This is a genomic window from Candidatus Tisiphia endosymbiont of Hybos culiciformis, from assembly GCF_964030975.1.
In the GTDB taxonomy this organism is placed as follows: Bacteria; Pseudomonadota; Alphaproteobacteria; order Rickettsiales; family Rickettsiaceae; genus Tisiphia.
The window spans coordinates 1,125,936-1,151,912 of sequence record NZ_CAXIQH010000001.1 but is presented as its reverse complement, the minus strand read 5'-3'; the positions used below and the strand labels follow the sequence as shown (position 1 = coordinate 1,151,912).

Here is a 25,977-nt window from a genome sequence, read left to right as displayed (position 1 = left end):
TAGTCTATATCAGATTCATTGTGGGAGCAATATGCTGACAAACTTGGTTTTAGATAAGTCAACTACAGGTTTTACAAGAACGTTTTCTGAATTTGCTTTGTTTACGTAACCAACTGTTATGCCATAAGGATAAATATTCCCATGACCAGAGGTTATAACTTTTTCACCTTTTTGCACTAAGTGGGTTTTGGGTAAATATAGTATTTTACTACCGTTGCCATAGCCGCTCATAATACCTTTCTCTTTTGAAGAGGCTGTAGTGATCGGGATTCTAGAATTTACGTCATTAACTAAAATTATTTTAGAGTAATTGTTACTTACTTGTATTACTCGTCCAACTAATCCTTCACCATTGGTAACTATTTGATCAACTGCCACACCATGTTTTGCACCAGCTGATAGTAAAGCAGTTTTACTAAAGGAATTTAATGAAACACTTAGTAATTTAGCACTAACATAGCTATATTGTTCTTCTTCTATAACTGATAGTAGTTGTTTCAGTTCTTTATTTTCAGATTGGATTAAATATATATCACTCTGCAAGCTTCTTAATCTTGCTACCTCTAATTGTAGTTCGATATTTTCTCTTGCTAAGTCCCGTAAATAAATGAAATTTTGGGTTATTAAGTTAATTTGTTTAAATATATTTTCATGAATTAGCAAGCCACTAAACATAACATGTCCAACGACTTCAAGAGACATAGAAGAAAATCTTTTTGGAGCAGCAATAAATAAGCAAAGCGAAGCTATGATAAAAAACAAAACTAAACCGCGTTTCGCGGTAACAAGTATAAATTTAGCTAATCCTGTTATTCTACTAGGACTCTTTATTCTATTTGCCAGTAATGCCATTTGTTAATCTTGTTTAAATAACACATGTTTTAATTTTTGAAAATCTTCTAGTACTTTTCCCGTACCAAGAGCTACGCATGATAGAGCCTGTTCAGCAACAATTACCGGTAATTTAGTTGCTTCTTTTAGAACATGGTCTAGGTTTCGAAGTAACGCCCCTCCACCAGTCATAACAATTCCCTTATCGACAATATCCGATGAAAGTTCAGGTGGGGTACATTCCAACGCTACCTTTACTGCTTCGACAATTTGGTTGACTGGTTCAATTAGACTATCAGCAATTTGTTTTTCATTTAGTAACATTTCTTTAGGGATACCATGAATTAAATCCCGTCCTTTAATTTCCATGACTCTTGGCTCTAAACTATCATCTACATAAGCAGCACCAATCTGTTTTTTGATTTTCTCTGCTGTAGCTTCACCGATTAGCAAATTATAATGCCTTCTAATATAAGAAATAATGGACTCATCCATTTTATCACCACCAACCCTTACTGATCTAGCATACACAATACCGCCTAATGATAGAACAGCTACTTCTGTTGTTCCGCCCCCTACATCAACAATCATTGAACCAGTTGCCTCTGTTACTGGTAAGCCAGCACCGATTGCTGCTGCCATAGGCTCCTCTATAAGGTAAACATCTCTACCTCCTGCACTCTCCGCTGCTTCTTGGATAGCCCTACGCTCAACTGGTGTAGACCCTGAGGGTACACAAATTATAATCATTGGGCCAACAAATGAACGACGACTATGTACTGTCCTGATAAAATGTTTTATCATTTCCTCAGCCCCCTTAAAGTCGGCTATAACACCATCTTTTAGTGGTCTCTTAGCTTCAATGTCAGTTGGGGTACGCCCCAACATATTTTTTGCTTCATGACCAAATGCGTATGGTTTAAATGCCCCGTCCACTTTAATCAATGCAACTACAGAAGGTTCGTTAAGTACGACTCCTTTGCCTTTGACATACACTAAAGTATTAGCCGTACCAAGATCTATCGCCATATCACTTGCGAATTTACTAAAAAATTTTGTTAGCATTTTTATTTCTCCAAACTCTAAGTTCTAACCGTCTTAGGTCGACGAAGCAATTGTAAATTGTCATTCCCGCGTAGGCGGGAAGCTAGATCCCTGCTTTCGCAGGGATGACACAAGACGTCATTGCGAGGAAGAGCTTAGGTCAGCGAAGCAATTGTAAGTTGTCATTTCCGCATAGGCGGGAATCTAGATCCCGTACTGAAGCAGGGATGACACAAAACAGGATTGCTTCATCGTGCTTCACTACTCCTCACGATGACCTTACTCAAACAACTATAACCAAATTAGCGTTATTATTTAAATCATTTGAATATATCAAGTTTTCTTAGAATGCATAATAACAAAATTACTGAAAAATAATATACATATATTTGGTAATAAAATAGCTAAGAAAGGTGGAGTTGCATTATATGCAAGTATTTTAAACAAAACCTCTAATAAAGAATAAATAATAAACCCTAAAAATAAACCAATTACTAATATTTTCTCCTGAGAATTATCCCGTTGCCTGAGACTAAAAAAACAGGCTGCTAAAATTACGGTAGTAGCCATAATTACAGGTTTAAATAATTGTTTATAGAAATAAATCTGATAGTTAGTTATTGGTAAACCACATTTTACCAATTGCTTAATTGTCTCTGGTAGATCCCAAATAGAAATCATCTCAGGACTTATAAAGCTATTTAGTAAGTTACTTATTGACAAATTTGTTGGAACGATAAAATGCTCATATTGTGTGAAGCTATTAGCATCAGAAAGTTTTACAGAAGTTAGTTCAAAATTATTATCGATTAAAATAGCGTATTGAGCGTCAATTCTTTTTAAGAAGCTATTTTCATTATCCAAAAATAGTATAATAACCTTATTTAACTTATTATTCACTATATCAATAGACCCAGCCTGAATGATTCTTTTTTTACCTTGATAATTCTCAAAAAATAATAGACCAGATTTTGATATTATAAGGTTAGTAGATGCCTTTTTAAACAATTTTGCTTTTAAAGATTCATATTTTTGTAGACCAAAGGTACCAATAGGATTACATATAGTTATTAGTATTATACCAAAAATCATCGCTGCAAAAAATGGAACGGCAATAACCCGCCAAATATGGATACCATTGCATAAAATGGTTATTAATTCGTTATGTTTAGTTAGTCTCTTTAGAAAAAGTAACATCGCAATAAAGCTAAGCAGAGAAGTCGCTTCATTAACCAAGTAAGGTATTTTATATAATACAAGTTTCCAGAAAGAATGGGTTGGGATATATACAGCTTTAGATTGCTGCAAAAGATCAAAAATATTTGAAAGAATAAAAACCCCAATAAGCAGAACTAATATACTGATGAAATATCTACAATATAGCCTGAACAGGTAAATTGAAAGTGTTTTAAAATTAGTCATTTTAAAATAAACTGTTCACCTATTGATTTTTGGTGGGCCCGGCAGGACTTGAACCTGCGACAACACCGTTATGAGCGGTGGGTTCTAACCAACTGAACTACAGGCCCCTTTATAACGATTATTAAGTTTTATATAATTATTAGCTTCCTAAGTCTAGTAAAATATTTATAACTGTCAATAACCTTCTAAAATGCCCTGGTTTTGTAGCAAGATAATTGTCCGTTTTATTGTGAATCTTTTTTTTAATTCTTACAAACTCTTACGGCTTTAGACCTAAAGTGTAAATTGTATAGTGAAACCTATTGAATTAGGTGATACAAACTTTGTGTCACCTAATTCAATAGGTTTCACTATATATTCAATTCTCTAGCAATTTTTTTAATTGCCTTACCATCAACGTGGTACATCCTACGTATTCTTCCTATTGTTTCCACTATAAACACCCCTTTAAAACTCCTTAAAAAAATATTAACAATATTAATTTTTCGGAGATATTGTTACTTATTTAGGGGGGCAATTTTCATTACAATTTTTCCTTTAAAGGGGTCAATAGATGATTACAATTTACACAAAACAAATGTGTTATATGATCTAGTTACTTGACATAGGCGTACAAAGTAATTACAATATATTAAAATATTTTAAGTCCTATTGGTAACAAAAAATGCATGCAGAAATTATCAAAATTGGTAACTCAAAAGGCTTAAGAATTCCTAAAGTCTTTCTTAAACAATGTAAAATAAAAAATGTTGTAAACTTAATAGTAAAAGATCATGCTCTTATTATAACACCTTATGAGAAAGTAAGAGTAGGATGGGAAGAAAGTTTTCAACTTATGGCTAAAAATGAAGATGATTATTTGTTAGATATAAATCTAATAAAACATTCCTGGGATGAAGAAGAATGGAACTGGTAGATATTAATAGATTTGATATATTACTTGTGTCCCTCGATCCTTCCCAAGGGTCAGAGATAAAAAAAACAAGACCCTGTGTAGTCATTTCTCCTAACGAAATGAATAAATATATAAGAACTGTTATTGTTGTACCCATGACAAGTAAGATTAAGAGCTATCCAACCCGTATTCCTATAATTTTTGAGGGTAAGGAAGGAAGTATTGTTTTGGATCAGATTCGTACCATAGACAAGTCAAGAATTATACGGAAACTTGGAATTTTAGATAGTCTCCCCGTCAAAAGTCTAGAAGGATAATATATAATATGGTTAGCGGGTAAAAATATCTAGATAATCCATAAGAAAATGCTATAATATTGGCAGAAACCTTATGGATTGTATGAATTATGCCGATAGAAGATATAATAAAATCCCAAAAACAAGGACAGCTTTTTGGTTATAAATTGACCGAAGAATTAAACCCTAATAACAAGTTATATAAATTAAGATCGTTAATAAATTGGACTGTTTTAGAGGAATGGTTATTGACAAATGTTAATATCAAGAAATTTGGTAGGAATCGCAGATGTCACAGGTTATTACTTGGAGTAACTATGCTGCAAGCGATGTATAACCTGTCAGATGCTGCAGCTGAAGAAGAGCTGAGAGAGAACGTATATTGGCAATATTTTTGTGGTTGGGAATATTTGCAGAAAGATGCTGAGATATCAGAAGCTAGTATACGAAGGTTTCGTGCTATATTAGGGGAAGAAGGATATAATGAGATATTAAAAGAATTAACAAGAATTGGTTGCAAAGTCGGAGTGCTTAAAAAAAAAGACTTAGCATCGATAATCGTTGATACTACAGTACAAATTAAGAATATTAAGTATCCTCATGATGTGTATTTGATGGATAAGGCAAGAATAGAGCTAGTAAAGTTATGTCATACTTTAGGCATTAAGTTACATGAGACATATGCCAAGCAATATAAAAAAGACATAGTAAAATTATGGAAATATAAGGATAATAGTAAAGCCAAAAAACGTAAGAAGGTAATGCAACATTTAAAGATATTGCTGGGTCGTTTAATAAGAATATGTCAGCGAGAAATAGCAAAAACAAAGTTAAGTTTGTCATTAAAGCAGCAAGAAATACTAAATAAGATTAAAAAGATTCAGGCACAATCTATACTGAGTAAAGCAGAGAAAGAGCGATATAAGGAGGATAATAAAGTATTATATAGTTTTCACGCACCGGAGGTAGAGTGCATAGGTAAAGGGAAATTAAACAAACCCTATGAGTTTGGTAACAAGGTTTCGATAGCAGTAAGTGGTCGAGGTAATTTTGTATTAGCGGCCAAATCATTTCATGGCAATCCATATGATGGTCATACATTATCGCAGACTGTAGAGGTTGTAAAGAAATTAACAGGAGTGGGAATAGCCAGGACATTTGTTGATTTAGGCTATAAGGGGAATAATTTTAAAGAAAAAGACAAGGTGTATAGCCCATATTGCAAGAAGAAGCTATCCTCAGATGATAAGGCAATGATCAAGAGAAGAAGTGCTATAGAGCCGATAATAGGACACCTTAAGCATTATGGTAGAGTTGGCAGAAATTACTTAAAAGGAGTAATAGGAGATATAATAAATCCGTTAATTTCCGCTGTAGGATTGAACTTACGGTGTATTGGTAATCACCTTCTCAAAACAAATTTTTCTACATAAAAATGACTCAATAAAAGAAAATTAATCAAACGATTACAAAATCGTTAACAAATCATCGTGCAAAAAATTTCTAGAAATCATCTTTTTATATTAAAAATTTACATCAAAAGAATTAAACTCTAAAATTTTATACAAAAAATTTTTTGCTAAGCTGCTAATTTTTTAATTTTTTGCACTTTTGACGGGGAGACTAGATAGTAAAACTATATGTTTAATTTTAGAAACTTTAGAGAAAATGTTTAGCTAAATCGTAGTGCTCTCTTTGCCACTCTCAGCATAGTACCCTACATTTTTTATTTTGTAGTGAAAGTGTAATTCGACATAATATATCAATTTAAGAAAAAAACCGATCTCTAACTGTCATTGCGAGGAACCACTTTAGGCGGCGAAGCAATCCAAAAGACCAGAAGTGGATTGCTTCGTCGTGCTTACACACTCCTCGCAATGACGCTTGTGTAGCATAATATCCTTATAATTTTTTGCTATTTTTACGATAGAATAAAATATGTAGGTACTATGCACTCTCGGACTCATCTTTAAGATTTTTAATCTTTTCAGGTAAATCTAAATAAACAGCTATAGCTAAAAATAATTCCAAATGTTGTTTAGGATCCACTGAATTTGTTAAATCATCATAAATTTTTAAGGAGTCATTAGCAGAAAATTTCTTATATAATTCTACAATTTTAAAAGAGGGATTTTCTGCAAAGGCGATTTGTAATAGCTCAATATTTTTATTATTCCATTTAGAAGAGTTTAAAGGTAGATACAGATTTAGTGCTTCAATATGGGAAGCTATAAGCTTAATAGCTGATTCTAAATAATAGATTGCCTCTTTTGTATCGTTAATTTCTAGCATATTTTTGGCAGCTATAACATAATAATCAGCTATTTTGTTTTTAAGAGACTCTAGTTTTTGTGTATCAGTTCTGCTAAGTTTAGATATCACAAAAACAAATTTTGTCCACAGAGCAAGCTTGGCATAACAATTAAGTAGAATTTCTAAAGTTTCACTATCAGATTCATTTAAGTTAAATGATCTAACAGCATAATTCTCAGCTATTGCATACATATTATTTTGATAATGTATTTGTGCGAGTCTTTTAGTAACAAAGGGAATATAATGTTTAGATTGTTCTAATTCCTGAAAATATTTTATTTTTACTGACATCTCAGTTTCTGCTTCTGCTAAAAGTAAAGTATGAAACACCTTATTTTCTTGGCTTAAACGATAAGATATTTTTTGGCTGGTTACTAATGATTTTGATTTCTCACCAGAAACATATTCTGCCATAGCTTTCATTAGTAAGTAATTATCGTTACTGGCTCTTTTGGAAAAGAAAATATCTTTTAAATTAGAAGGTAAATTAATAATTAAAAATAATATTTTAAAAAAAATAGCAGTAGAAAGTGTAAGTAATATATATAAAATAACGAAAGTAAAAAATGTTGTTTCTATATAATAGTCATATAAGTTTAAAGTTAACCTTGAGTCAAGTTGACTTAACATGGAAAAACTAAAATACAACAGCAAAAATGTGCTACAAAATATTAATAATCTTATCATCAGTTTACTCTACGAATTCTTGTTATAGCTAACCCAATTAGCATTTAGCCATAGTAATACTTCCGTCATTGTGAGGAAGCGTAAGCTGACGAAGCAATTGTAAGTTGTCATTCCCGCGTAGGCGGGAATCTAGATCCCTGCTTTCGCAGGGATGACATAAAACAGAATTGCTTCGTTCGGACTTCACGACCTTCCCGCTAATAGACATCTGTGAATTTGGCGTAATGTTAGTAGCTTTATAATTTTCTTGTTGTAATTCTTCTGAATAAAAGAAATTAATAAAATAATCTAGATTCCCTATTATTTTTAATTTCATCTGTTCTTTATCTTTGAAACTACTGGATTTTTTTTCAATCTTAATAAATTGCTTAATCCAGCAATCGGTTTTTGGAAAGATATTTACCAAACCTAAATTATTACTGAGTAAATAATTTTTATTATAATTGTCCAGGTCTATCAAAATATTTTTTATTTTTGCAGGTAACTCTATAGTTTTAATTTGATGAATTTGCCGTGTATAATCTTTGTCTTGCAGAAAATTCATTACTAGAAGATTGACGCTAAGTAAATAATTACTGTAAATATTGGGAATGTCTTTAGATTGTTCTGGTTGGTGGTTCAATGAGGTACTCGCAGGGGAATTTTCTTGATTCAAACTATTATCTTCCTGGGGTGCATTTTCTTCTAAATTGGTGGTATCTGAAGACGAGGCTATTGGAGGAGTAGTTGTTTCTTGTATAGTTGTGTTATTAGATGATTCAGAATCTGTCTTTTTGTTATTTAAAAAAGTCATATAAGTTACCGATATGGCAAATAACACAACCAAAGTAATTGTAAAAATAATAGGGTTGTTTCTACGAACTTTTATTATATTAGTTTCTGATTTTTGCATTATTTTGGGCATTATAAATTAATAATTCTAGCATTTGCTGTGGTTGTCCATTATCACAATAAACCACATTTTTGGTAAAAGAGCTAATAATATTTGCCACTTTTTCACTTATAGTAATAACTAAACTGTTGGCTAATAATTTTAGCAAATTATTTTTTCTGAATAATTCAATAAAAGTCTTAGTGCTGTTCTGTGAATATAGTAGAATAAAATTGATGCCCTTTTCAATTTCCGCTATTTGCTGCAGCTTAGTTGCGTATTTTACCTGATAAATAATGTGTCTTTTAATTGCTTGGGGTAAATCTTGGGTGATTTCATTTGATGATAAATATATGGTTTGGTCAGATATTTCTGGTGGAATGTTTGCCAGCAGCTCTTGTATATTGCTAGCAACATATTGTACTATGAAGTTATTTTGCTCTAGAATTAGCTTTGATGAATTGCCGACTATCCACATATTCTTCTTTGCAAGATTTTGATGTCCAGCCAGGATTTTAGCAGCAAATTTACTAGTGATAATTATATTGGGATAATCATGCAAAAGGGTGGTCTCTAATGGTAAAGCTTGATATTCCACTAAAGGACAGCAGACATAGTTAAAGTTGCATCCATGATTACGCTCCAATTCTCTAATAATATCGTAATTATCTTCTAAGCTTCTAGTTAATAGCACCGATTTCATAGAGCCAGATCATCAGATAATTTCTGGTAATCTATGGCAAGTGGGTTAGGACCAATAATAGATAAAGTAGGTTGGGTAATAAATATTTTGTTAGCAATATTTATGATATCTCGGCTTGTTATATTCATAATATATTCAATAGTTTCCTCAACAGGCAAATATTTACCGAAAACAGCAAAATTCTTACCAATCTCTTCTGATTTATAAGAGGAATCCTCTTGGGCTATATAGATACTAGTTTTTAATTGTATTTTAGCCCGATCAATTTCTGAATCTTTGATATCTACAGAAATATTATTAATTTCACTGACTAATTGTTCTGCAAGGAATGGTAGTTTATCATGGCTAGTGGAAACGTATATGCCAAAAATCCCACTATCATAGTGTGAACTATTATAGCTACCAATTGAGTAGGCAAGTCCAAGCTTTTCTCTGATTTGTTGAAATAATCTTGATGACATACCGTTACCAAGTATTAGTGACAGAGCTTGAGTATGATATAATTGTTGTATGTTAAAATAGGACACACTTTCGAAGCCTAGAACTAAGGTAGTTTGCTCAAGATCTTTGGTAATAACACTATGCCCCCCAGTATATCTAGCTTTCTCAAAATGACTATTTGGTTTATCTTTTAATGAACAAAATAATTTCTCGGCAAATTCTACAACTTGTTGATGTTCAATATTTCCTGCCACTGATAAGTAAATATTTCCGGCATTATAATGTTTATCAATATAATTGCTAAAATGTTCTTTATCAAATTTGGCCAAACTGTCATAAGTTCCCAGAATTGACCGACCAAGTGCTTGATTTTCATAGGCACTACTGTAAAATTTTTCGTGAATAAGTTCATCAGGATTATCCTGCACACAAGCCATTTCTTGTAAAATTACCTGATATTCTTTGGCTATTTCTTCTTCTGAAAAAACTGAATTTTGTATGATATCTGCCAGTATTTCTAGAGCAGTATAGCAGTTCTCGCTCAATATTTTTGAATAATAAACAGTCTGTTCATGACCGGTATAGGCATTAAATTGTCCTCCTATCGAGTCAAATTCTTCGGCAATTTGCTTAGCAGTTCTAGTTGTTGTTCCCTTAAATGCCATATGTTCAAGAAAATGGGATATACCTATTTCTGAAGGTTGTTCATAGCGGCTACCTACATTGACAATGAGATTAATAGCTACAGAATTTATATTAGGCATATGGTAAGTAACAACAGTTAGTCCATTGTTAAGTTTGCTTGAGTTAAAAGTCATTTTATTACTTGATTTATTAGTTTTAAAGAGTTCCTGATACTATAGTTCCAACGGAAAATATGTCATTCCCGCGTAGGCGGGAATCTATAATATTTCAGGACTTTTTAAGCATTATTTTAGATATAGTGAAACCTATTGAATTAGGTGATACAAACTTTGTGTCATACCTGCGAAAGCAGGTATCTAGATTCCCGCCGTTGCTAAGAATGACAACTTACAATAGTTATGTTCTTTATCACCTAATCCTATAGGCATAACTATACCTACCTTCGCAGAGATGACAAACATTATCTGGAATAATACTAATCGACTTAGCTATACAGACAAAAAATATAACCATTTATAAGCACTTATGCAAGAAGTCTATTTATTTAATACATATATATGTGTTTATATATATGTATTTTCTATATATTTAGTATAATAGACTTTTGTATAATCTAAAGATGTTCTTGTGTTAAAAAAAATCAATTTTGCTAAAATGCATGGCTTAGGTAATGATTTCGTGATTATCAATCAGCGTGATTTACCTAAAAATTATGATTTACAGCAATTATCGCTAAATATCTCCAATCGTCGTACTGGTATTGGTTGTGATCAGTTTATTATTTATGATCAAAAAACCAATTACTATGAAATGACTGTATATAACCAAAATGGCTCAAGTGCCAAACTATGTGGTAATGCATCAAGATGTCTTACCAAGCTGATATATCTTGATTCTGGTATCAGAGAAATTACTCTAAGGATATACGGCAAAGAATTGTCTTGTAAGATACTAAGTGACGACGAGATCGAGGTGGATACTGGAATAGTTAGTTTCGAGGAAGATTGGATGCCTTCACCCGAAAAGATTTGGCCAATTATGGAACGTTATGTGATTGACATTAAGGAAGTTATTTGTGCTGATATTGGCAATCCACATTTTATTATTTTTAGCGATTTAGCTACTAAGGATAAAGAAATAATTGGAGAAAAATTACAAGGAAAAGAGTTGTTTACTGATGGGGTTAACGTTAATTTTGCTTCAATCAAGGATAATAAAATTTATTTATCGGTTTGGGAGAGAGGAGCCGGCTTAACTCTTGCTTGTGGTAGTGGGGCATGTGCAAGTTTTGCTTCGGCAGTAAAGCTTGGATTTATTAGCTCCCCTTGTGAAGTGGTGTTTCAGTTAGGTAGTCTACAAATGTCAAAACAAGGTGAGAATATAATGATGGTTGGTTCCGCTACTTTAGTGGCACGTGGGGAGTTTCTTTATGGCTAAATCACAAGAAGTCGTAACTTTTGGCTGCCGATTAAATATTTATGAAAGTGAAGTGATTAGAACTAACCTAGCTCTTTCTGGTCTAGAAAATGTTATGGTATTTAATACTTGTGCTGTCACTAAGGAAGCTGAAAAACAATCACGTCAAGCAATTCGTAAAGCTAAGAAAAATAATCCTGATGTAAGAATTATTGTGACTGGTTGTGCTGCTCAGAATAACCCAGCTATTTTTGCTAATATGGTTGAGGTTGATAAAGTAATTGGTAATGAGGAAAAATTGATTGCTAGCAATTATCAATTTACCGATGAAAAAGTGGCAGTAAATGATATAATGTCTGTTACTGAAACTGCTAATCATCTGGTGGCTAGTTTTGATGGCAAGTCTCGTGCCTTTATTCAGGTGCAAAATGGTTGTAATCATCGTTGTACCTTCTGTATTATACCTTATGCCAGAGGAAATAGCCGTTCAGTACCGATGGGGGTGATAGTACAGCAGTTAAGAACATTAGTAGCCAATGGTTACAATGAAGTAGTATTTACCGGAGTTGATGTTACGGCATATGGACCAGATTTGCCAGGAACTCCAACTTTTGCTCAGATGATTAGAAGGATTATAGGGTTGGTTCCGGAGCTAAAAAGGCTTAGACTATCTTCCATTGATGTAGCTGAGATCGATGATGATTTGTTTGAACTAATGGCTTATGCTCCGCAAATTATGCCGCATTTCCATATTAGCCTGCAAGCTGGTGATGACATGATACTTAAGCGTATGAAACGTCGCCATAATCGTCAAAATGTTATTGATTTTTGTCATAAATTGCGTAATTTAAGAGCAAATGTATCATTTGGGGCAGATATTATAGCTGGTTTTCCGACGGAGAATGAGACAATGTTTGAGAATACGAGAAAACTTATCTCTGAGGCGGATTTACAATATTTACATGTTTTCCCTTATTCTGAACGTGATGAAACTCCAGCTGCCAGAATGCCACAAGTAGCAAAATCTGTTAGAAAAGCCAGAGCAGAAATTTTAAGGGTAACAGGGGAACAGCAATTACAACAATTCTTCCAAAGGAATATAGGGCATGAAGTGGAATTACTTGTAGAACAAAATAACATAGCTCATACAGAAAATTTTATTCCGGTAAAGTTGCAAGGTGATTTTGAAGTTGGGCAAATTATTAAAGCTCGGTTAGTTGCTATAGAGGATAATCATATGATTTCAGAAATTTTGCTATGAAAAAATTTAAAAATATTGCTGTATACGGTGGCGGTAGTTGGGGAACTGCACTAGCATGTCAGGTGGCAAGATGCTATGAGGAAGTTCCGATATTGGTGCGAGAGAATAATGTTATTGATGAAATGTTAAATCATAGAACTAATAGCAAATATCTTGGTTCTGATATTACATTACCAACTAATATAGTTCCCTGCAATAATTTGCCATATATCTTAGATCAAGAAGTAATAATTATTGCGGTACCATCTTTTGTTTTCCAGGAAACTTTGAAGATATTAAAAGATGCTGGGATATCTGACAGTGTAGTGTTATTAGTTGCAACTAAGGGATTTGGTAGAGACCCTACGGAGTTATTATCTGATAAAGTAAAAGCCATATTACCAGCTAATCCTTTAGCTTTTATAGCTGGACCTAATCTAGCTAAAGAAGTTGCTCAAGATTTATTAACTTCCGTAACCATTGCTTCTTTAGATGTTAATCTTGCCAGACGACTAGCAATTAGTTTAGCATCGCAACAATTTAAGGTTACCATAACTGACTATGTGGTAGTGATGCAAGTGGCATCGGTTGTTAAGAATATTATAGCGATAAAGAGTGGTTGGTATGATGCAAAAGGTTATGGACAAAACGCAAAAGCCGGGCTTATAACCCAAGGGCTTCAAGAAATAAGAATTTTATCTGAGGCAATTGATGGAGAGATCGGGGATGCTTCTATTTTATATGCTCCAGGTATATTGGGGGATTTGGTGCTAACTTGTTATTCTAAAGAATCACGAAATACTAGATTTGGTTATGAACTTGGTAAGCATTTAGATGTTCAAAATTTTTTAAATCAAAATTTATACTTAGTGGAAGGACGAGAATCTGCTAAACTGGTACTGGATCTCATAAGAAAATATAACCTAGTATTGCCAGTTATTGAGTCAGTAATCAAAGAACTGAAAATAGTATGAAATTTCTTAGGCAATTATCACAAATACTCGGTAAAATAATATTATTAGAATTTTGTTTGTTATTGGTAATTTTTCCGCTAGAAAATTTTAGAATTAACTCAGAAACTGTTATTTTCCCAGCTTTTGAAGTTAGTTTACTTTACTATTTTGCTACATTTTATCATATTGGTTTCTGGCTAATATTTTTAGTAGGAATAATTTTTGATCAATTATATTCTATGCCAATTGGTACAAATTCCCTGGTTCTCATAACTGCTCACATAATTTTACAATTTGCAGGAAAATTTTTTATAGTTAGAAGCTATTTAACAAATTTTCTAATTTTTGGGTTCTATTATTTTTTTATACTACATTTTAGATATTTGCTAATTTTAACTAAAGGCTTATCTTCCCAAGGGTATCTTACGATGTTAATGCACTATCTCACTACGATATTCTCCTATAACTTGCTACGAATTCCACTTGATAAGGGACTAGTGCTACAGTCGTAAACTTTATGCATACAGTACACGGGTTCTTTCTTTATCTTTAAAGTGACAATCTTTTGCTCTGGCTTGGTGGTGTCGTCTTCGCCATAAGGATAGGCTTAAGAATGCTTCCTTTGTTGTCGTAAATAAGCTTGAAAAAATCAACTTTACAAAACGTCTAATTTCTTGAACCATAAGGCTGATAAAATCTTCTGTTTTTTTTATATTCGTGCATTGAATCCAATTGCTCTTGACCTGCAGATATAGTTATGCTCATAGGATTAGGTGATAAAGAGCATAACGATTGTAAGTTGTCATTCCTAGCTGCGGCGGGAATCTAGATACCTGCTTTCGCAGGTATGACACAAAGTTTGTATCACCTAATTCAATAGGTTTCACTATATGCATTTCCCACAAATTAACATCTGCAGATTCAGCACATTTTAATGCTTCAAAACGTTGTTTAAGATCGCCGCATCTAATATAGTTATGCCCATAGGATTAGGTGATAAAGAACATAACGATTGTAAGTTGTCATTCCCGCATAGGCGGGAATCTAGATACCTGCTTTCGCAAGGTTAACACAAAGTTTGTATCACCTAATTCAATAGGTTTCACTATACCTGCTTTCGCAGGGGTGACAAGCTTGGTACTGTGATTAGGTTATAAAAACTTTGTAAATCCATAAGGTTTTTGACAAAATAGGGTGGAAATCTTATGGATTTTGATGTGATTTTTAACCGCAAACATGTATTACCTCTAATACCTACAGCCTTTCTGACTGAACGGCTAACTAGCTTTTTCTTTATCGTTACTAGTACTTAACGTTACGAAGCGTTGAGCTGAAGTATCTAAAGCACGGCAAGCGATCGATTGAACTTGCTGCGTTGCCATATCGGCTTTTGCAGTTAGTTCTTTCATTAAAATCTCTTGTTTGGTAATTTTATCTTCAAGGTAACTAATACTTTGTGCTTGCAACTTTAACTTGCCTTCATATTCTTGCTGTTTAAGTTGCATGTCAAAATCATATTGCTGTGACATCTTACTGTGAAGCGATACTTCTGCGTTATTTACTGCTTCTTTTATTACATTTGGAATTTGTTCTACTTGTATTTTTAAGGATTGATAACTATCCTCTTTTTCTACTAAATCAGCCTCTCGTTTTAATAGATTATCTTTAAAATCCGATAATTCTTTTTCCATAATAGCTTTTTTATTATTATATTCATCAATTTCCTTACGACGTTTTAATTCTAGTGTATAAATATATTCTTCTTCCTCACGTTTCTTGGTCTTTTCAAATTTTTCTTTTTGCTCTTTATAATCTCGCTCCAGTTGCTCACTTTGCTGTTGCCACTGAGATTTCTTAGCTGTCATTTCTTGGGTAAAAGTTTGTTTTGTTTGTTCCATTTCTAATTTAAACTGTTCTTTTTGCTCAGTTTGGGTTTGTAATAAAGCTGACAAGGTATTAGCTGTCTCATTAATTTGATATAATTCTTGTAAATGTTTTTGCTCTAAACTAATCGCTTCTCGTAAATTTACCAATTTTTGTGATTCTCCAAGCAATTGCTCTGATAAATTATCGATTTGTTTAATTATCTTAGATTTTAAGGCACTAAGATCAGTTAATATAGTATCCGATGAATGGCTAACAGCTTTTGTTATAACAACTTGCTCATCTTGTCGTTGCTTTTGTTCTTGGGGGCTAGTTATTTGCTTTTCAGCCAATTGGGCTAGCACCCCATTATAGGCTGATAAAATTTGATCCTTAGTACTTTTAAGTGATAGTTGTTCAGGGGTATTTGTTTTTTTCATTAATTACCTCATCTCTTATGTAAAGTTTAACAGTTCAGGATGTTATACTAGTATATTCTTTATTCAATTCTCTAATCACCCACATCCATATGATACAGATTATACCAAATACTATCATTAAGTATATAGAAATAGATTGATAAGTTGCACAAGGCAAAATAATAAATATTAAAGATTGGAGAAGGGCGCTTGCTGACTTTCCAAGCTTAGTACCAATTACGTCGGCAGCTGCTTTACCTTTTGTCTTAAGTTCGGTATCTAGAGGAACATATGACATTTCTTTTGTAGAATCAAATAAAGTATATTTACTTGATTTACTTAGCACATTGTTGACTAGCCCCATTGTAATAGCAATCAAAGAAGGATCAGTTAGCATAAAGCTAACCACTATTATGGCAGCAAACCCATCAAAGTTGGATGCTGAGAAAAATAACATGCCAGTTATAAATACCATTATTGGTGTTATACTTGCTGCTGTAAGCCAGCCCAATCTTCTTACAATATTAGAACCGAGAATAACAAATAAAATGGTAAATATGCCCGTAATACTTAGATAATTGCCAACAAAAGCAGCAAATTCCGTCGGTGTTTTATAAATCTTTGAAGCTGACGCTTTCCAAGGCCCTTCAACTAAATTTATAGCTATACCATAACAAACAAGTAGTGTAGCAATTAGCCTAATATATCTTGAAGAAATAACCATTTTAAAACTTTCTATAAGAGTTAGCGATTGTTTCTTGACAGAAAATTGTAGTTTTTCTACCTGAGCTTTATCTAATATTTTATGGTTCAACATCCAAAAAGTTGCCAATGCTATTAAGCCAAATACCAGTACACAGCTTAATATAATTTGCACTGAAAGTTCAGTTTCTGTATGTTGTAGGTCAAACTTTTTAATTAAAAATTGATTTAAATAAGCTAAATTTTCTAGAAACTTACCTGATATGTAAAGTCCCGTTTGAGCAAAAAGTCCAAATAAAGGATAGAATCTTTTCGATTGTTCTACTGAGGTTATATTATTAACAAATTGCCAAAAAAGTAACGCAAATACCACGCTTGGCCATAATTCTGCTATAATATAAAATAGGGAAAAACTCCAATTAGATAAAAGTAATATAAACCATTTTAAATTGGGATAAGATTTTATTAAAATGCCGGCATGCTCACTATTCAAATGGAATGCTAGATGATTAGGAAAAATATAAAAGGCAAATAAGGCAAAAAATAGCAAAAAAACTGACAATATAAGGTAGAATATATGTTCACCCTTCATCTTATTTACTAATTTTATATAGATTATCGACAGCAGAAATGCCGAAGGTAGAACCCCCCAAAATTTAAGAAATGATACAGTTTCGGTACCAATCATGGTATTAACCAGACTGTCTTTTAAGGCTCTGATAATATTCTGTATAAATAAAATACAAAACATCAACAATGTTACACTTAGAAATTTAGATAATTCATGCCTTTCGATAGGAAAGACATACTCTGATAATCTATTTGTTAATTTTGAGGTGGGTGATGTATTGTGAGTTATAGAGAAATACGAAAAAATTTTAGAAATGACTGCCATATAAGGCTCTAACCTACTTAATTACTTGGCTAGACCCTTATATTAAAGCTTTTTGTCTTGTAAGTCAAGAATAATATTTATTAATTGTCGATAACAAGGTATATGACCGTAATTGGTAACAAGGTAATTGTCCGGAAATAGAGTATAAGAATCTCTCAAATTAAAAGAGAGAGGTTATGCCAAGTAGGACAAAAATATTACAAGAGGTTATAAAAATGCGATTCGAAGAAATATACGACAGATACGATAGAGGAGAAATTAGTAACGAAGTTGCAGCAGATTTATTAGGATGCAGTGAAAGAACCTTTAGACGAAAGAAAGTGAGGTATGAGGAAGGTGGGTTTTCTGGGCTGTTAGATAGAAGGATAGGCCATATGCCACCTAACAAAGTAGCAGTTGATGAAGTAGAGCAAATGCTAAAATTATACGAAGAAACATACTATGATTTTACATCTAAACATTTTCATGAACAGTTAGTAAAGAAACATAAATTTACTCATAGTTACAATTTTGTTAGGGTATCACTGCAAGGATGTGGCTTAGTAAGTAAGCTTACTATCAAGAAGCCTCACCATCGTCTTAAAAGAGCTAGAAAGGCGATGGTAGGTATGATGCTGCATCAGGATGGTTCTACCCATGAGTGGATTTATGGACTAGGGTATCATCCGGATTTGATATAGTTATGCCCATAGGATTAGGTGATAAAAAACATAACAATTGTAAGTTGTCATTCCTAGCTGCGGCGGGAATCTAGATACCTGCTTACGCAAGGTATGACACAAAGTTTGCATCACCTAATTCAATAGGTTTCACTATAGTGACAATGGACGATGCCAGCAATGAAATATATTCAGCATTTTTAATAGAGGAAGAAGGAGCAGGTAGCTGTTTTATAGCCCTGACAGAAGTAATAGGAGCTAGAGGGTTATTTAGTTCTCTGTATGTGGATAGAGGTAGCCATTATGCTTACACGCCAATAGCTGGTGGTAAGGTAGATAAGAATAACCCGACCCAAGTAGGAAGAGCTTGCAAGCAACTTGGTATTCAGCTTATCCATGCCTATTCTCCGGAGGCAAGAGGTAGGTCAGAGAGGATGTTTGGCTCTCTGCAGAAACGTTTGCCACAAGAATTCAGAGTAGCTGGTATTAGAACGATTAGAGAGGCAAATTGTTATCTCAAGGAAATTTTTGTTCCAGAATATAATGAACAGTTTTGTGTGACTCCAGAGCTTAAGGAGAGTGCGTTTATCCCCTATGCTGGAAGGGATTTACAAGACATATTATCGATTCAAGAGGAAAGAGTAGTAGCAAAAGATAATACTGTTTCCTATAACAAAAAACTCTTGCAAATCCCAAGTAATGACCAGAGGTATCATTATGTAAAATGTAGAGTAATGATACATGAATACACCAATGGAGAACTGGCTATTTTCCATGGTGCTAGGAGATTAGCAAAATATGATGCAAGTGGCAAGGTAATTGTGGAGTTAAGCAAAAAGGCTGATAGTAATAGTATTGCTGCGTAAAGTGAGTTAGTTATTGTGAATCGCTAGCTTTCTTTTCTGGTTATGGAATTATGGATAACTTTTCAAAAAGTTCTCCACAATTCCACAACCACAACCATCTAAATTTTTAAAAATATTTTTTAAGAATTTAAAAAAAAAGATTCACAACAAAACGGACAATTACCTTGTTACAAAACCCGGACATTTTAGAATGTTATTGACAGAATAATATTTATTAATGTTTTTACACAGAACAAAAGTGCAAATCCTGAACGCAAGCGTAAAAATATAGTTATGCTCATAGGATTAGGTGATAAAGAACATAACTATTGTAAGTTGTCATTCCCGCGTAGGCGGGAATCTAGATACCTGCTTTCGCAGGTATGACACAAAGTTTGTATCACCTAATTCAATAGGTTTCACTATAGAGATCGGTTTTTTTTCCTTAAATTGGTACATTATGTCGAATCACACTTTCACTACAAAATAAGAAATGTAGGGTATTTCCATCAAAATAAAATCTTAAAAAAGGTACATGAGTATACTCAAATGATTTGGAAAATTGGAACGTAAAACAATGGGTGAGCGAGCGGAGCATAGTAAACCTACGTGAGTACGTGAATGTCACAACTGTCGAAAGTTAGAAGAGGAAACGGTTTTAGATAGTGTACTTTAAACGTTGCAACTAATAGTAAAAAAACCAGTTTTATTTAGGTGAGTAGTCGTCATTACGAGGAGCCGCAAAGCGGCTACGCGGCAATCCAAAAATTGCAGTGGTAAAAATAAAACAGCAAACTGTTTATTTGGATCGCCACGCCACTTCGTGGCTCGCGATGACAACCACTTGTTTCTGTAACTTAGTATTTCTATCATTAGTTGCGACTTTTAGTGTGCCACGAAGTGTAAATAGTCTAGCTGTTGAGAGAGCAGCCTTAGAAGTGTCGACCTAACACACTAAGTATCGAGTCTTGAGCTGATTATAGTAATATAATTGGTTAAGCGTAGACAGAGATGTTATAGACCGTAAGCCGAAAGGTTAAAGTGATTGAGCCTCGTTAAGCAATTCTTTTGGGATCGCAGACTGTGTTAAAAGGCAGGAATGCAACATAACACATACCATAAATAGGCAGGTATGTGTTAGATCTCCGGGGTCTAAGAGCATGGTATGTAATAAAAGTCTATTTATAAACGTGGGATATCCTATATTTTCTCTTAAGTTAGGAGTATTAGCCGACAAGTATAAAAGCAAGGGAGCTGAAAAGAAATATAGGAAGTCAGAATCAGCATAGTACTGAGGAAGTTAGGTAATGCTAATGGAGGGAAGGCTGGTGGGTAAGTTCGACTAACACAGGGAAACGTTATGAAAGCACAGACTTTCAATAATTAACGGTAACTAAACTGTGTTGGATAGCCAAAGCAATTAGGTGAATGGATTTATCTTGAGCCCATTGCGGGAAAACCGCACGATGAGGTTCTAACGAGGGGCGTAAGTGGTGACGCTTACGTCTACTCTATAACTGCCCTGAACCGTAGGTCGACGAAGCAATCCTGTTTTGTGTTAACCTTGCGAAAGCAGGCATCTAGATTCCCGTCGTTGCTAAGAATGACAACTTACAATTGCTTCGTCGGCTCACGCCTCATCGCAATGACACCAGTTATTTTTCCGCAACTTTTAAATTGCCATGATGACCTCTAAACCCACTCTACCTTCTAACTTTCGACAGTTGTGACGTGAATGCTCTGAAGCTTTACGGCACCGATTCTTCAAAACAGAAGGGCTCTGTCCAGAAAAGTGTGTAAATTTCCAAAATAGGTCATTAAATTTTGTTAAGCCTATCTTCAAATTTGATCATCAAATGAGCCATAGCTTCATTCCAGTTGGGAATAGGCATAGTCCATTTTTTGGTCATATAGTCAATTGTCAAATATAAGCTTTTAAAAACAGCACTATCACTAGGGAAAACACGCTTATTATTTGTTACTTTACGCAATTGACTATTAACAGATTCAACTGAATTAGTGGTATAAATTACCTTTCTAATTGCCTCTGGATATCCTAGAAAAATCATTAAATTATCCCAATGATTATACCATGATTTGGCAATTTGTGGATATTGTTTATTCCATTTTTCTTCAAAATATACTAAAGCTAAATGTGCTTGTTCTTCCGTTGCTGCAGTATATATCGGCTTTAAATCGCTAGCCACCTGCTTCCTATCTTTATATGATACGTATTTTAAACTATTTCTAATCTGATGTACAATACATAATTGATGTTCTGTTTTTGGATAAACTGCTTCTATCGCCTCAGACATACCAGTAAGATTATCACTACAGGCAATCAGTATATCCTTTAATCCTCTATTTTTCATTTCAGTAAAATTACCAAGCCAAAATTTTGCCCCTTCATTTTCACTGATCCATAATCCCAATATATCTTTTCTACCAGATAAATCAATCCCTAATGCAACATATATTGCCTTGTTAATTATCCTTTTGTCTTGCCTAACTTTTACTACTAAACAATCAAAAAATACTATCGGATATATCTCTTCTAACGGTCTACTCTGCCAAGCTTTTACATCATCCATTACATCATCGGTGATCTGACTGATTAAACTCTCACTTATTTCAACACTATACAACTCTTGTAATTGAACCTTAATATCAGATACACTCATACCTTTAGCATATAATGATAAGACTTTATCATCAAAACCATCAAAACGTTTTTGTCTTTTCGGTAGTATTGCTGGTTCAAAGGTACTACGCCTATCTCTTGGTACTTCTATCTCAACCGCTCCATGTTCGGAGATCAGTTTTTTGCTAGTTATACCATTACGAGCATTATCATTATCTACACGACTGTATTTATCATAGCCTAGATGATTATTCAATTCTGACTGCAATGCCTTCTCTATCAAGCGTTTGGTCAATTCTTTTAATAATCCTCCTTCTTTCAGTATTGTGCTTACATCTGTATCATTATCTATTAATAAATCTACTGCTTGCTTTATTGATTCATTTGTTTTTTTATTCATGTAATTTCCTTTTTTGTTATATTTTTATATATAACCTATCTCGAAATTTACACACTTTTCTGGACAGAGCCAACTAAAATATTACCAGTAACTCACCTTAACGATAACTTAATTGCAGATGGTAAACCTGGAATTATTACGATGAACTTTCTTAAGACTTATTGGGAATTTGTATATTCTGGTATTTGGTTTGATTGGTAAACATCTAGTAATATTCCAGGGAAGTAGTTCTATCTACTATTTGTATTAGATTTTTGCCTAGTTATTGGTGATTTCGTTGGTGACCTTGTTGGTAATTTTGCTGCTGGAGTACTAGATAGTGTTTTTCCTGTTCTAACCTTTTGCAGGCTATTCCTTATTTTTTTTACCATTAATTCTTTGTCTCTTACTTCTTGTCTTTTTTTAAGTGCTACTAACGGTTCATTCAGCTTTTTAACATCTGCTTGTATTTTCTCTAATGATATTTGTTGACCCTGCTGCTTAGGGGCATCTTGAATTTGCGAATTACCAAGAAGTCCTTTAATATTATCAACAATAACATCTATAATAGCGTTTACAATTTTTGCAAACCAATTTGTTGTTTTTTCAGGTGATGTTTGCTCGGGCTTTGTCACTGATGGTGGTAAATCACCTCTATCACTCTTATCGGATTCGGGCAATTTTCTAACTACCGGTTCTGATGGTGTTGCAGGAGAGCTAGCCTCTAATTTATTATCCTTTGGGCGAGTAGCTACTTTATTAACTACTTTTTTTGTTGATTTTACTGACTGAGATTGTTTAACATCAGGGGCTTTTGACTTCTCAACTTTCTTTGGTGGCTTTTCAACAGTTGGTGTTGAATCTTTTAACTTTTTCAGTCTAGCCTCTAACTCTTCGACAGTTGGTGTTGGGGCAGGATTTTTTAATGCTTCTTCCGTAGGTCTTGGGTCTCTTATAGCCTTAAGTCTATCTGCTATTTCTTGATCTTTTTGTTTTCCTAATGCCGCACTTTTCTTATCTAAATTAACCTCAGACTGCATTTGCTCTATCAATTTATCTACTTCCTGATCAGAAACAGAACCAGCCACCCTATCTAATGAATCATTGAATATATCCCCAACTTTTTCAAATTTAGATAATTCCTTATCTAAATCGTCAGATACTTTTTCAAATTCTTCATTAATATTTTGTATTTTATTACCCAAAGAATTAGATTTTTTCTTAGACATATTATAACCAAATTAGCTACTTAATACACGTACATACGTATATTATAATCTATAATATTAGTTCATACTAGTATATTTTACCAAATATGTATTTTTTAAGTCTTTATGGTTGTAAGATTGTTACTTTTGTGATATACATACTATGCTATAATTGATGGTGTTCTAGCTAACATGCTCACACAACAAGCTCTTCCTTCTCCTCCACTATCAAACAAGCAATTACTTGCATTTTTTGCAATGATAGTCGGAATGTTTATGGCAATATTGGATATTCAAATTGTTGCCAGTTCTTTATCAGCCATTGCAGCAGGGCTTTCTGCTTCTAGCGATGAATTATCCTGGGTTCAAACGTCATACCTTATAGCAAGTGATTATAATACCAATAACTGGTTTTACCGCTAGACTTCTTTCTACTAGAATTTCTTATTTTATTGCTGCTTTGGGCTTCACTATCATGAGTGTCCTATGTTCATTGGCAAGCAACATAGAAACAATGATTATTTTTAGAGCTTTACAAGGGTTTTTTGGTGGGGCAATGATACCAACCGTCTTTAGTACAATATTTATAATTTTTCCTGTTGAGAAACGTCCAACAGTTACTGTGATAGTAGGGTTAGTAGTGACGATGGCTCCAACACTTGGGGGCTACATTACTGAATATTTATCTTGGCATTTTATGTTTTTACTCAACGTAATACCTGGTATTTTTGTTTGTGTGATAGTATATTTATATGCTGATTTTGATCAACCTAATTACGGTTTGCTTAAGAATTTTGATTTTTTTGGCATTATTTTACTTACTATTACTCTTGCTTCTTTACAATATGTTTTAGAAGAAGGGAATAAAAAAGGTTGGACGAATAGCTTGATATTATTCCTTATCATCTTGACTGTTGTTGGGTTTATTGCGTTGATTATTAGAGAGCTAACATTTATTAATCCAATATTAGATTTAACACTTTTTATTAATAAGAATTTTACTTTTGGTTGCGTTTATTCTTTTGTTATAGGTATAGGGCTATACGGTGCAGTCTATTTATTACCTTTATTTTTATTTATATAGTGAAACCTATTGAATTAGGTGATACAAACTTTGTGTCATACCTGCGAAAGCAGGTATCTAGATTCCCGCCTTCGCGGGAATGACAACTTACAATCGTTATGCTCTTTATCACCTAATCCTATGAGCATAACTATAATAGCTGGTTTTAATACTGTGCAAATTGGCTTTACTATGATGGTTACGGGCGTAGGGCAATTTTTGTCGGCTCCACTTGCCGGAAAGATGCTTGGTTCTAGCGTGGATTTAAGAATTATGCTGGCTATTGGTCTTGCTATGTTTAGTTTAGGTTGCTATAGTTATGCTCATAGGATTAGGTGATAAAGAACATAACGATTGTAAGTTGTCATTCCCGCGAAGGCGGGAATCTAGATACCTGCTTTCGCAGGTATGACACAAAGTTTGTATCACCTAATTCAATAGGTTTCACTATATCTAAATAGTTTTCTAACAGCTGATGCTAAATTTGCGGAGTTTTTCTTACCGCAATTTATTAGAGGATTAGCGATGATGTTTTGCTTTTTACCTACCAATAATCTTGCTTTAGGCAGTATGAGTAAAGACAAGGTAGGGAATGCTAGTGGGTTATATAATCTTACTCGTAACTTTGGGGGAGCCGTTGGTATTGCAGTTATTAGCACTCTTCTTACAGATAAAACTAAGATTTTTTGTCAATATCTAAATGAGAATATTTCATCCACTTCACCTTTCGCTCTAATGAAATTACAGTTTATGGGACAATTATTGGATGGTAGAGTGGTTGTTCCGGAAAAGGTCTCGTACTTTTTGTTAGCCAATAATATAAATAAAGAAGCATTTGTCATTGCGATAAATAACATATTTGGTATTATAAGTGCGTTATTTTTTATAGTAATAATCTTTCTACCATTTACATCAACTGTTAGAGGGGGAAAAGGATATGATGCACACTAAAATCTTTACTTTAATTATGTTGTTATTGATATCGTTTGGTCTAACAGGATTACCTACTGATATTTTTGCGTTGTTGACTTCCTCGATTATTGTCGGTATAGCTTATCTTTTTGCGATAAAGCTCAATTTAATTCCGAATAAGGTCTATTGCCATTATTATTCTATACTATATTTTATTTGGCTAATTAAAGAAATACTGTTATCTAGCTTAGCAGTAATAAAAATTATATGGTGTAAGAATCTTAATTTACAACCAGTCTTTGAGTGGGTTAATTCAGAGCAGAAAGATGATGCCAGCCTTGTAGTATATGGTAATTCTATTACCCTTACACCAGGAACTGTAACGCTTGACATATCAAATAATATGTTATTGGTACATGCTTTGGAGCAATCATCAATTGACAATTTAAAATTTGGTAATTTTACTATGAGTAAAAGGGTACAGTGCATTTCAAAGAGAAATGTTTACATTTAACTGACCTGATTAGCATTTAGCCATAGTAAACACTAATGTAAATTGTCATTCCCGCATAGGTGGGAATCTAGATCCCTGCTTACGCAGGGATGACACAAAACAGGATTGCTTCATCGTTAC

At 33.5% G+C, this 25,977-nt stretch carries 27 protein-coding genes, 1 tRNA gene and 2 pseudogenes; 17 read left to right on the top strand and 13 right to left on the bottom strand.

Features of this window, described 5'->3' with window-relative positions; genetic code table 11:
- Window positions 1–15: 15 nt before the first annotated feature.
- Together mreC and ACQH2P_RS06165 are read right to left on the bottom strand one after the other, a co-directional pair.
- Entirely contained in the window at window positions 16–852 is an 837-nt protein-coding gene (gene mreC, locus ACQH2P_RS06170) for a rod shape-determining protein MreC (protein WP_425363465.1), read from the bottom strand.
- Between the two features lie 3 nt (window positions 853–855).
- Window positions 856–1,896, bottom strand: coding sequence for a rod shape-determining protein (locus ACQH2P_RS06165; RefSeq protein WP_425363464.1), 1,041 nt, complete (start codon window positions 1,894–1,896; stop codon window positions 856–858).
- Window positions 1,897–2,000: 104 nt separating this feature from the next.
- Here ACQH2P_RS06165 and ACQH2P_RS06160 point away from each other — a divergent pair, with 104 nt between their 5' ends.
- Window positions 2,001–2,222, top strand: coding sequence for a hypothetical protein (locus ACQH2P_RS06160; protein ID WP_425363463.1), 222 nt, complete (start codon window positions 2,001–2,003; stop codon window positions 2,220–2,222).
- Here the strand turns inward: ACQH2P_RS06160 and ACQH2P_RS06155 are convergent.
- Complete coding sequence (locus ACQH2P_RS06155) at window positions 2,209–3,297, bottom strand: LptF/LptG family permease (protein ID WP_425363462.1); 1,089 nt, start codon at window positions 3,295–3,297, stop codon at window positions 2,209–2,211. The two genes, ACQH2P_RS06160 and ACQH2P_RS06155, sit on opposite strands and share 14 nt — an antisense overlap.
- 30 nt (window positions 3,298–3,327) lie before the next feature.
- A tRNA-Ile gene (locus ACQH2P_RS06150) sits at window positions 3,328–3,404 on the bottom strand.
- A gap of 557 nt (window positions 3,405–3,961) precedes the next feature.
- Here ACQH2P_RS06150 and ACQH2P_RS06145 point away from each other — a divergent pair.
- From ACQH2P_RS06145 to ACQH2P_RS06135, 3 genes are all read left to right on the top strand, one after another.
- Window positions 3,962–4,213, top strand: coding sequence for an AbrB/MazE/SpoVT family DNA-binding domain-containing protein (locus ACQH2P_RS06145; RefSeq protein WP_425363461.1), 252 nt, complete (start codon window positions 3,962–3,964; stop codon window positions 4,211–4,213).
- Window positions 4,201–4,509, top strand: coding sequence for a type II toxin-antitoxin system PemK/MazF family toxin (locus ACQH2P_RS06140; protein WP_425363460.1), 309 nt, complete (start codon window positions 4,201–4,203; stop codon window positions 4,507–4,509). Before ACQH2P_RS06145 ends, ACQH2P_RS06140 begins: the two co-directional genes overlap by 13 nt.
- Window positions 4,510–4,598: 89 nt before the next feature.
- Window positions 4,599–5,921, top strand: a complete 1,323-nt coding sequence (locus ACQH2P_RS06135) for an IS5 family transposase (RefSeq protein ID WP_425362501.1) — start codon at window positions 4,599–4,601, stop codon at window positions 5,919–5,921.
- A gap of 514 nt (window positions 5,922–6,435) precedes the next feature.
- On the opposite strand, the gene ACQH2P_RS06130 is transcribed toward ACQH2P_RS06135, so the two are convergent.
- From ACQH2P_RS06130 to ACQH2P_RS06115, 4 genes are read right to left on the bottom strand one after another with little or no spacing between them, the layout of a single operon-like run.
- Window positions 6,436–7,488 (bottom strand): tetratricopeptide repeat protein, encoded by a 1,053-nt coding sequence (locus ACQH2P_RS06130; RefSeq protein ID WP_425363459.1) that lies wholly within the window; start codon window positions 7,486–7,488, stop codon window positions 6,436–6,438.
- A 37-nt stretch (window positions 7,489–7,525) separates the two neighbouring features.
- The gene (locus tag ACQH2P_RS06125) at window positions 7,526–8,380 is read right to left on the bottom strand and encodes a hypothetical protein (RefSeq protein ID WP_425363458.1); all 855 of its coding nucleotides are present in this window, start codon (window positions 8,378–8,380) and stop codon (window positions 7,526–7,528) included.
- Window positions 8,361–9,062 (bottom strand): uroporphyrinogen-III synthase, encoded by a 702-nt coding sequence (locus tag ACQH2P_RS06120; RefSeq protein ID WP_425363457.1) that lies wholly within the window; start codon window positions 9,060–9,062, stop codon window positions 8,361–8,363. The genes ACQH2P_RS06125 and ACQH2P_RS06120 overlap by 20 nt, the downstream gene beginning before the upstream one ends.
- Window positions 9,059–10,321, bottom strand: coding sequence for a M16 family metallopeptidase (locus ACQH2P_RS06115; RefSeq protein WP_425363456.1), 1,263 nt, complete (start codon window positions 10,319–10,321; stop codon window positions 9,059–9,061). The genes ACQH2P_RS06120 and ACQH2P_RS06115 overlap by 4 nt, the downstream gene beginning before the upstream one ends.
- Before the next feature lie 59 nt (window positions 10,322–10,380).
- On the opposite strand from ACQH2P_RS06115, the gene ACQH2P_RS06110 reads away from it, so the two are divergent.
- The 4 genes from ACQH2P_RS06110 (at window position 10,381) to ACQH2P_RS06095 (ending at window position 13,778) form a co-directional block, all read left to right on the top strand.
- Window positions 10,381–10,572, top strand: coding sequence for a hypothetical protein (locus ACQH2P_RS06110; RefSeq protein ID WP_425363455.1), 192 nt, complete (start codon window positions 10,381–10,383; stop codon window positions 10,570–10,572).
- A gap of 203 nt (window positions 10,573–10,775) precedes the next feature.
- Window positions 10,776–11,585 carry a diaminopimelate epimerase gene (gene dapF, locus ACQH2P_RS06105; protein ID WP_425363454.1) on the top strand — a complete coding sequence of 270 codons (810 nt, stop codon included), beginning with the start codon at window positions 10,776–10,778 and terminating at the stop codon, window positions 11,583–11,585.
- On the top strand, window positions 11,578–12,825 hold the full coding sequence (gene mtaB, locus ACQH2P_RS06100; protein ID WP_425363453.1) for a tRNA (N(6)-L-threonylcarbamoyladenosine(37)-C(2))-methylthiotransferase MtaB: 1,248 nt from the start codon (window positions 11,578–11,580) through the stop codon (window positions 12,823–12,825). The genes dapF and mtaB overlap by 8 nt, the downstream gene beginning before the upstream one ends.
- A complete protein-coding gene (locus ACQH2P_RS06095; protein ID WP_425363452.1) occupies window positions 12,822–13,778 on the top strand; it encodes an NAD(P)H-dependent glycerol-3-phosphate dehydrogenase in 957 nt (318 codons plus the stop codon). Before mtaB ends, ACQH2P_RS06095 begins: the two co-directional genes overlap by 4 nt.
- Before the next feature lie 740 nt (window positions 13,779–14,518).
- Here the strand turns inward: ACQH2P_RS06095 and ACQH2P_RS06090 are convergent.
- Window positions 14,519–14,653 (bottom strand): hypothetical protein, encoded by a 135-nt coding sequence (locus ACQH2P_RS06090; protein ID WP_425363451.1) that lies wholly within the window; start codon window positions 14,651–14,653, stop codon window positions 14,519–14,521.
- Window positions 14,654–14,750: 97 nt separating this feature from the next.
- Here ACQH2P_RS06090 and ACQH2P_RS06085 point away from each other — a divergent pair, with 97 nt between their 5' ends.
- Entirely contained in the window at window positions 14,751–14,903 is a 153-nt protein-coding gene (locus ACQH2P_RS06085; protein WP_425363450.1) for a hypothetical protein, read from the top strand.
- 131 nt (window positions 14,904–15,034) lie between these two features.
- Here the strand turns inward: ACQH2P_RS06085 and ACQH2P_RS06080 are convergent, their stop codons facing one another.
- Together ACQH2P_RS06080 and ACQH2P_RS06075 are read right to left on the bottom strand one after the other, a co-directional pair.
- Window positions 15,035–16,060, bottom strand: coding sequence for a hypothetical protein (locus tag ACQH2P_RS06080; RefSeq protein WP_425363449.1), 1,026 nt, complete (start codon window positions 16,058–16,060; stop codon window positions 15,035–15,037).
- Window positions 16,061–16,094: 34 nt separating this feature from the next.
- Window positions 16,095–17,600 (bottom strand): Npt1/Npt2 family nucleotide transporter, encoded by a 1,506-nt coding sequence (locus ACQH2P_RS06075; protein WP_425364118.1) that lies wholly within the window; start codon window positions 17,598–17,600, stop codon window positions 16,095–16,097.
- A gap of 251 nt (window positions 17,601–17,851) precedes the next feature.
- On the opposite strand from ACQH2P_RS06075, the gene ACQH2P_RS06070 reads away from it, so the two are divergent.
- From ACQH2P_RS06070 to ACQH2P_RS06055, 4 genes are all read left to right on the top strand, one after another.
- A complete protein-coding gene (locus ACQH2P_RS06070; protein ID WP_425362827.1) occupies window positions 17,852–18,316 on the top strand; it encodes a helix-turn-helix domain-containing protein in 465 nt (154 codons plus the stop codon).
- A gap of 143 nt (window positions 18,317–18,459) precedes the next feature.
- On the top strand, window positions 18,460–19,161 hold the full coding sequence (locus ACQH2P_RS06065) for a hypothetical protein (RefSeq protein WP_425363448.1): 702 nt from the start codon (window positions 18,460–18,462) through the stop codon (window positions 19,159–19,161).
- Between the two features lie 289 nt (window positions 19,162–19,450).
- Window positions 19,451–19,630 carry a hypothetical protein gene (locus tag ACQH2P_RS06060; RefSeq protein WP_425363447.1) on the top strand — a complete coding sequence of 60 codons (180 nt, stop codon included), beginning with the start codon at window positions 19,451–19,453 and terminating at the stop codon, window positions 19,628–19,630.
- Window positions 19,631–20,695: 1,065 nt separating this feature from the next.
- Window positions 20,696–20,836 carry a hypothetical protein gene (locus ACQH2P_RS06055; protein ID WP_425363446.1) on the top strand — a complete coding sequence of 47 codons (141 nt, stop codon included), beginning with the start codon at window positions 20,696–20,698 and terminating at the stop codon, window positions 20,834–20,836.
- Window positions 20,837–20,957: 121 nt separating this feature from the next.
- On the opposite strand, the gene ACQH2P_RS06050 is transcribed toward ACQH2P_RS06055, so the two are convergent.
- Window positions 20,958–22,181, bottom strand: a complete 1,224-nt coding sequence (locus tag ACQH2P_RS06050; protein WP_425362497.1) for an IS256 family transposase — start codon at window positions 22,179–22,181, stop codon at window positions 20,958–20,960.
- 230 nt (window positions 22,182–22,411) lie between these two features.
- Window positions 22,412–23,389, bottom strand: coding sequence for a hypothetical protein (locus tag ACQH2P_RS06045; RefSeq protein ID WP_425363445.1), 978 nt, complete (start codon window positions 23,387–23,389; stop codon window positions 22,412–22,414).
- Window positions 23,390–23,560: 171 nt separating this feature from the next.
- Here ACQH2P_RS06045 and ACQH2P_RS06040 point away from each other — a divergent pair.
- From ACQH2P_RS06040 to ACQH2P_RS06025, 4 genes and pseudogenes are all read left to right on the top strand, one after another.
- Window positions 23,561–24,746, top strand: a pseudogene (locus ACQH2P_RS06040) (DHA2 family efflux MFS transporter permease subunit); the annotation flags it as partial.
- Between the two features lie 20 nt (window positions 24,747–24,766).
- Window positions 24,767–24,892, top strand: coding sequence for a hypothetical protein (locus tag ACQH2P_RS06035; protein WP_425363444.1), 126 nt, complete (start codon window positions 24,767–24,769; stop codon window positions 24,890–24,892).
- A pseudogene (locus ACQH2P_RS06030) lies at window positions 24,882–25,382 on the top strand (DHA2 family efflux MFS transporter permease subunit); the annotation flags it as partial. The gene ACQH2P_RS06035 and the pseudogene ACQH2P_RS06030, both read left to right, overlap by 11 nt.
- A complete protein-coding gene (locus ACQH2P_RS06025; RefSeq protein ID WP_425363443.1) occupies window positions 25,369–25,857 on the top strand; it encodes a Na+/H+ antiporter subunit E in 489 nt (162 codons plus the stop codon). The pseudogene ACQH2P_RS06030 and the gene ACQH2P_RS06025, both read left to right, overlap by 14 nt.
- Window positions 25,858–25,977 lie beyond the last annotated feature (120 nt).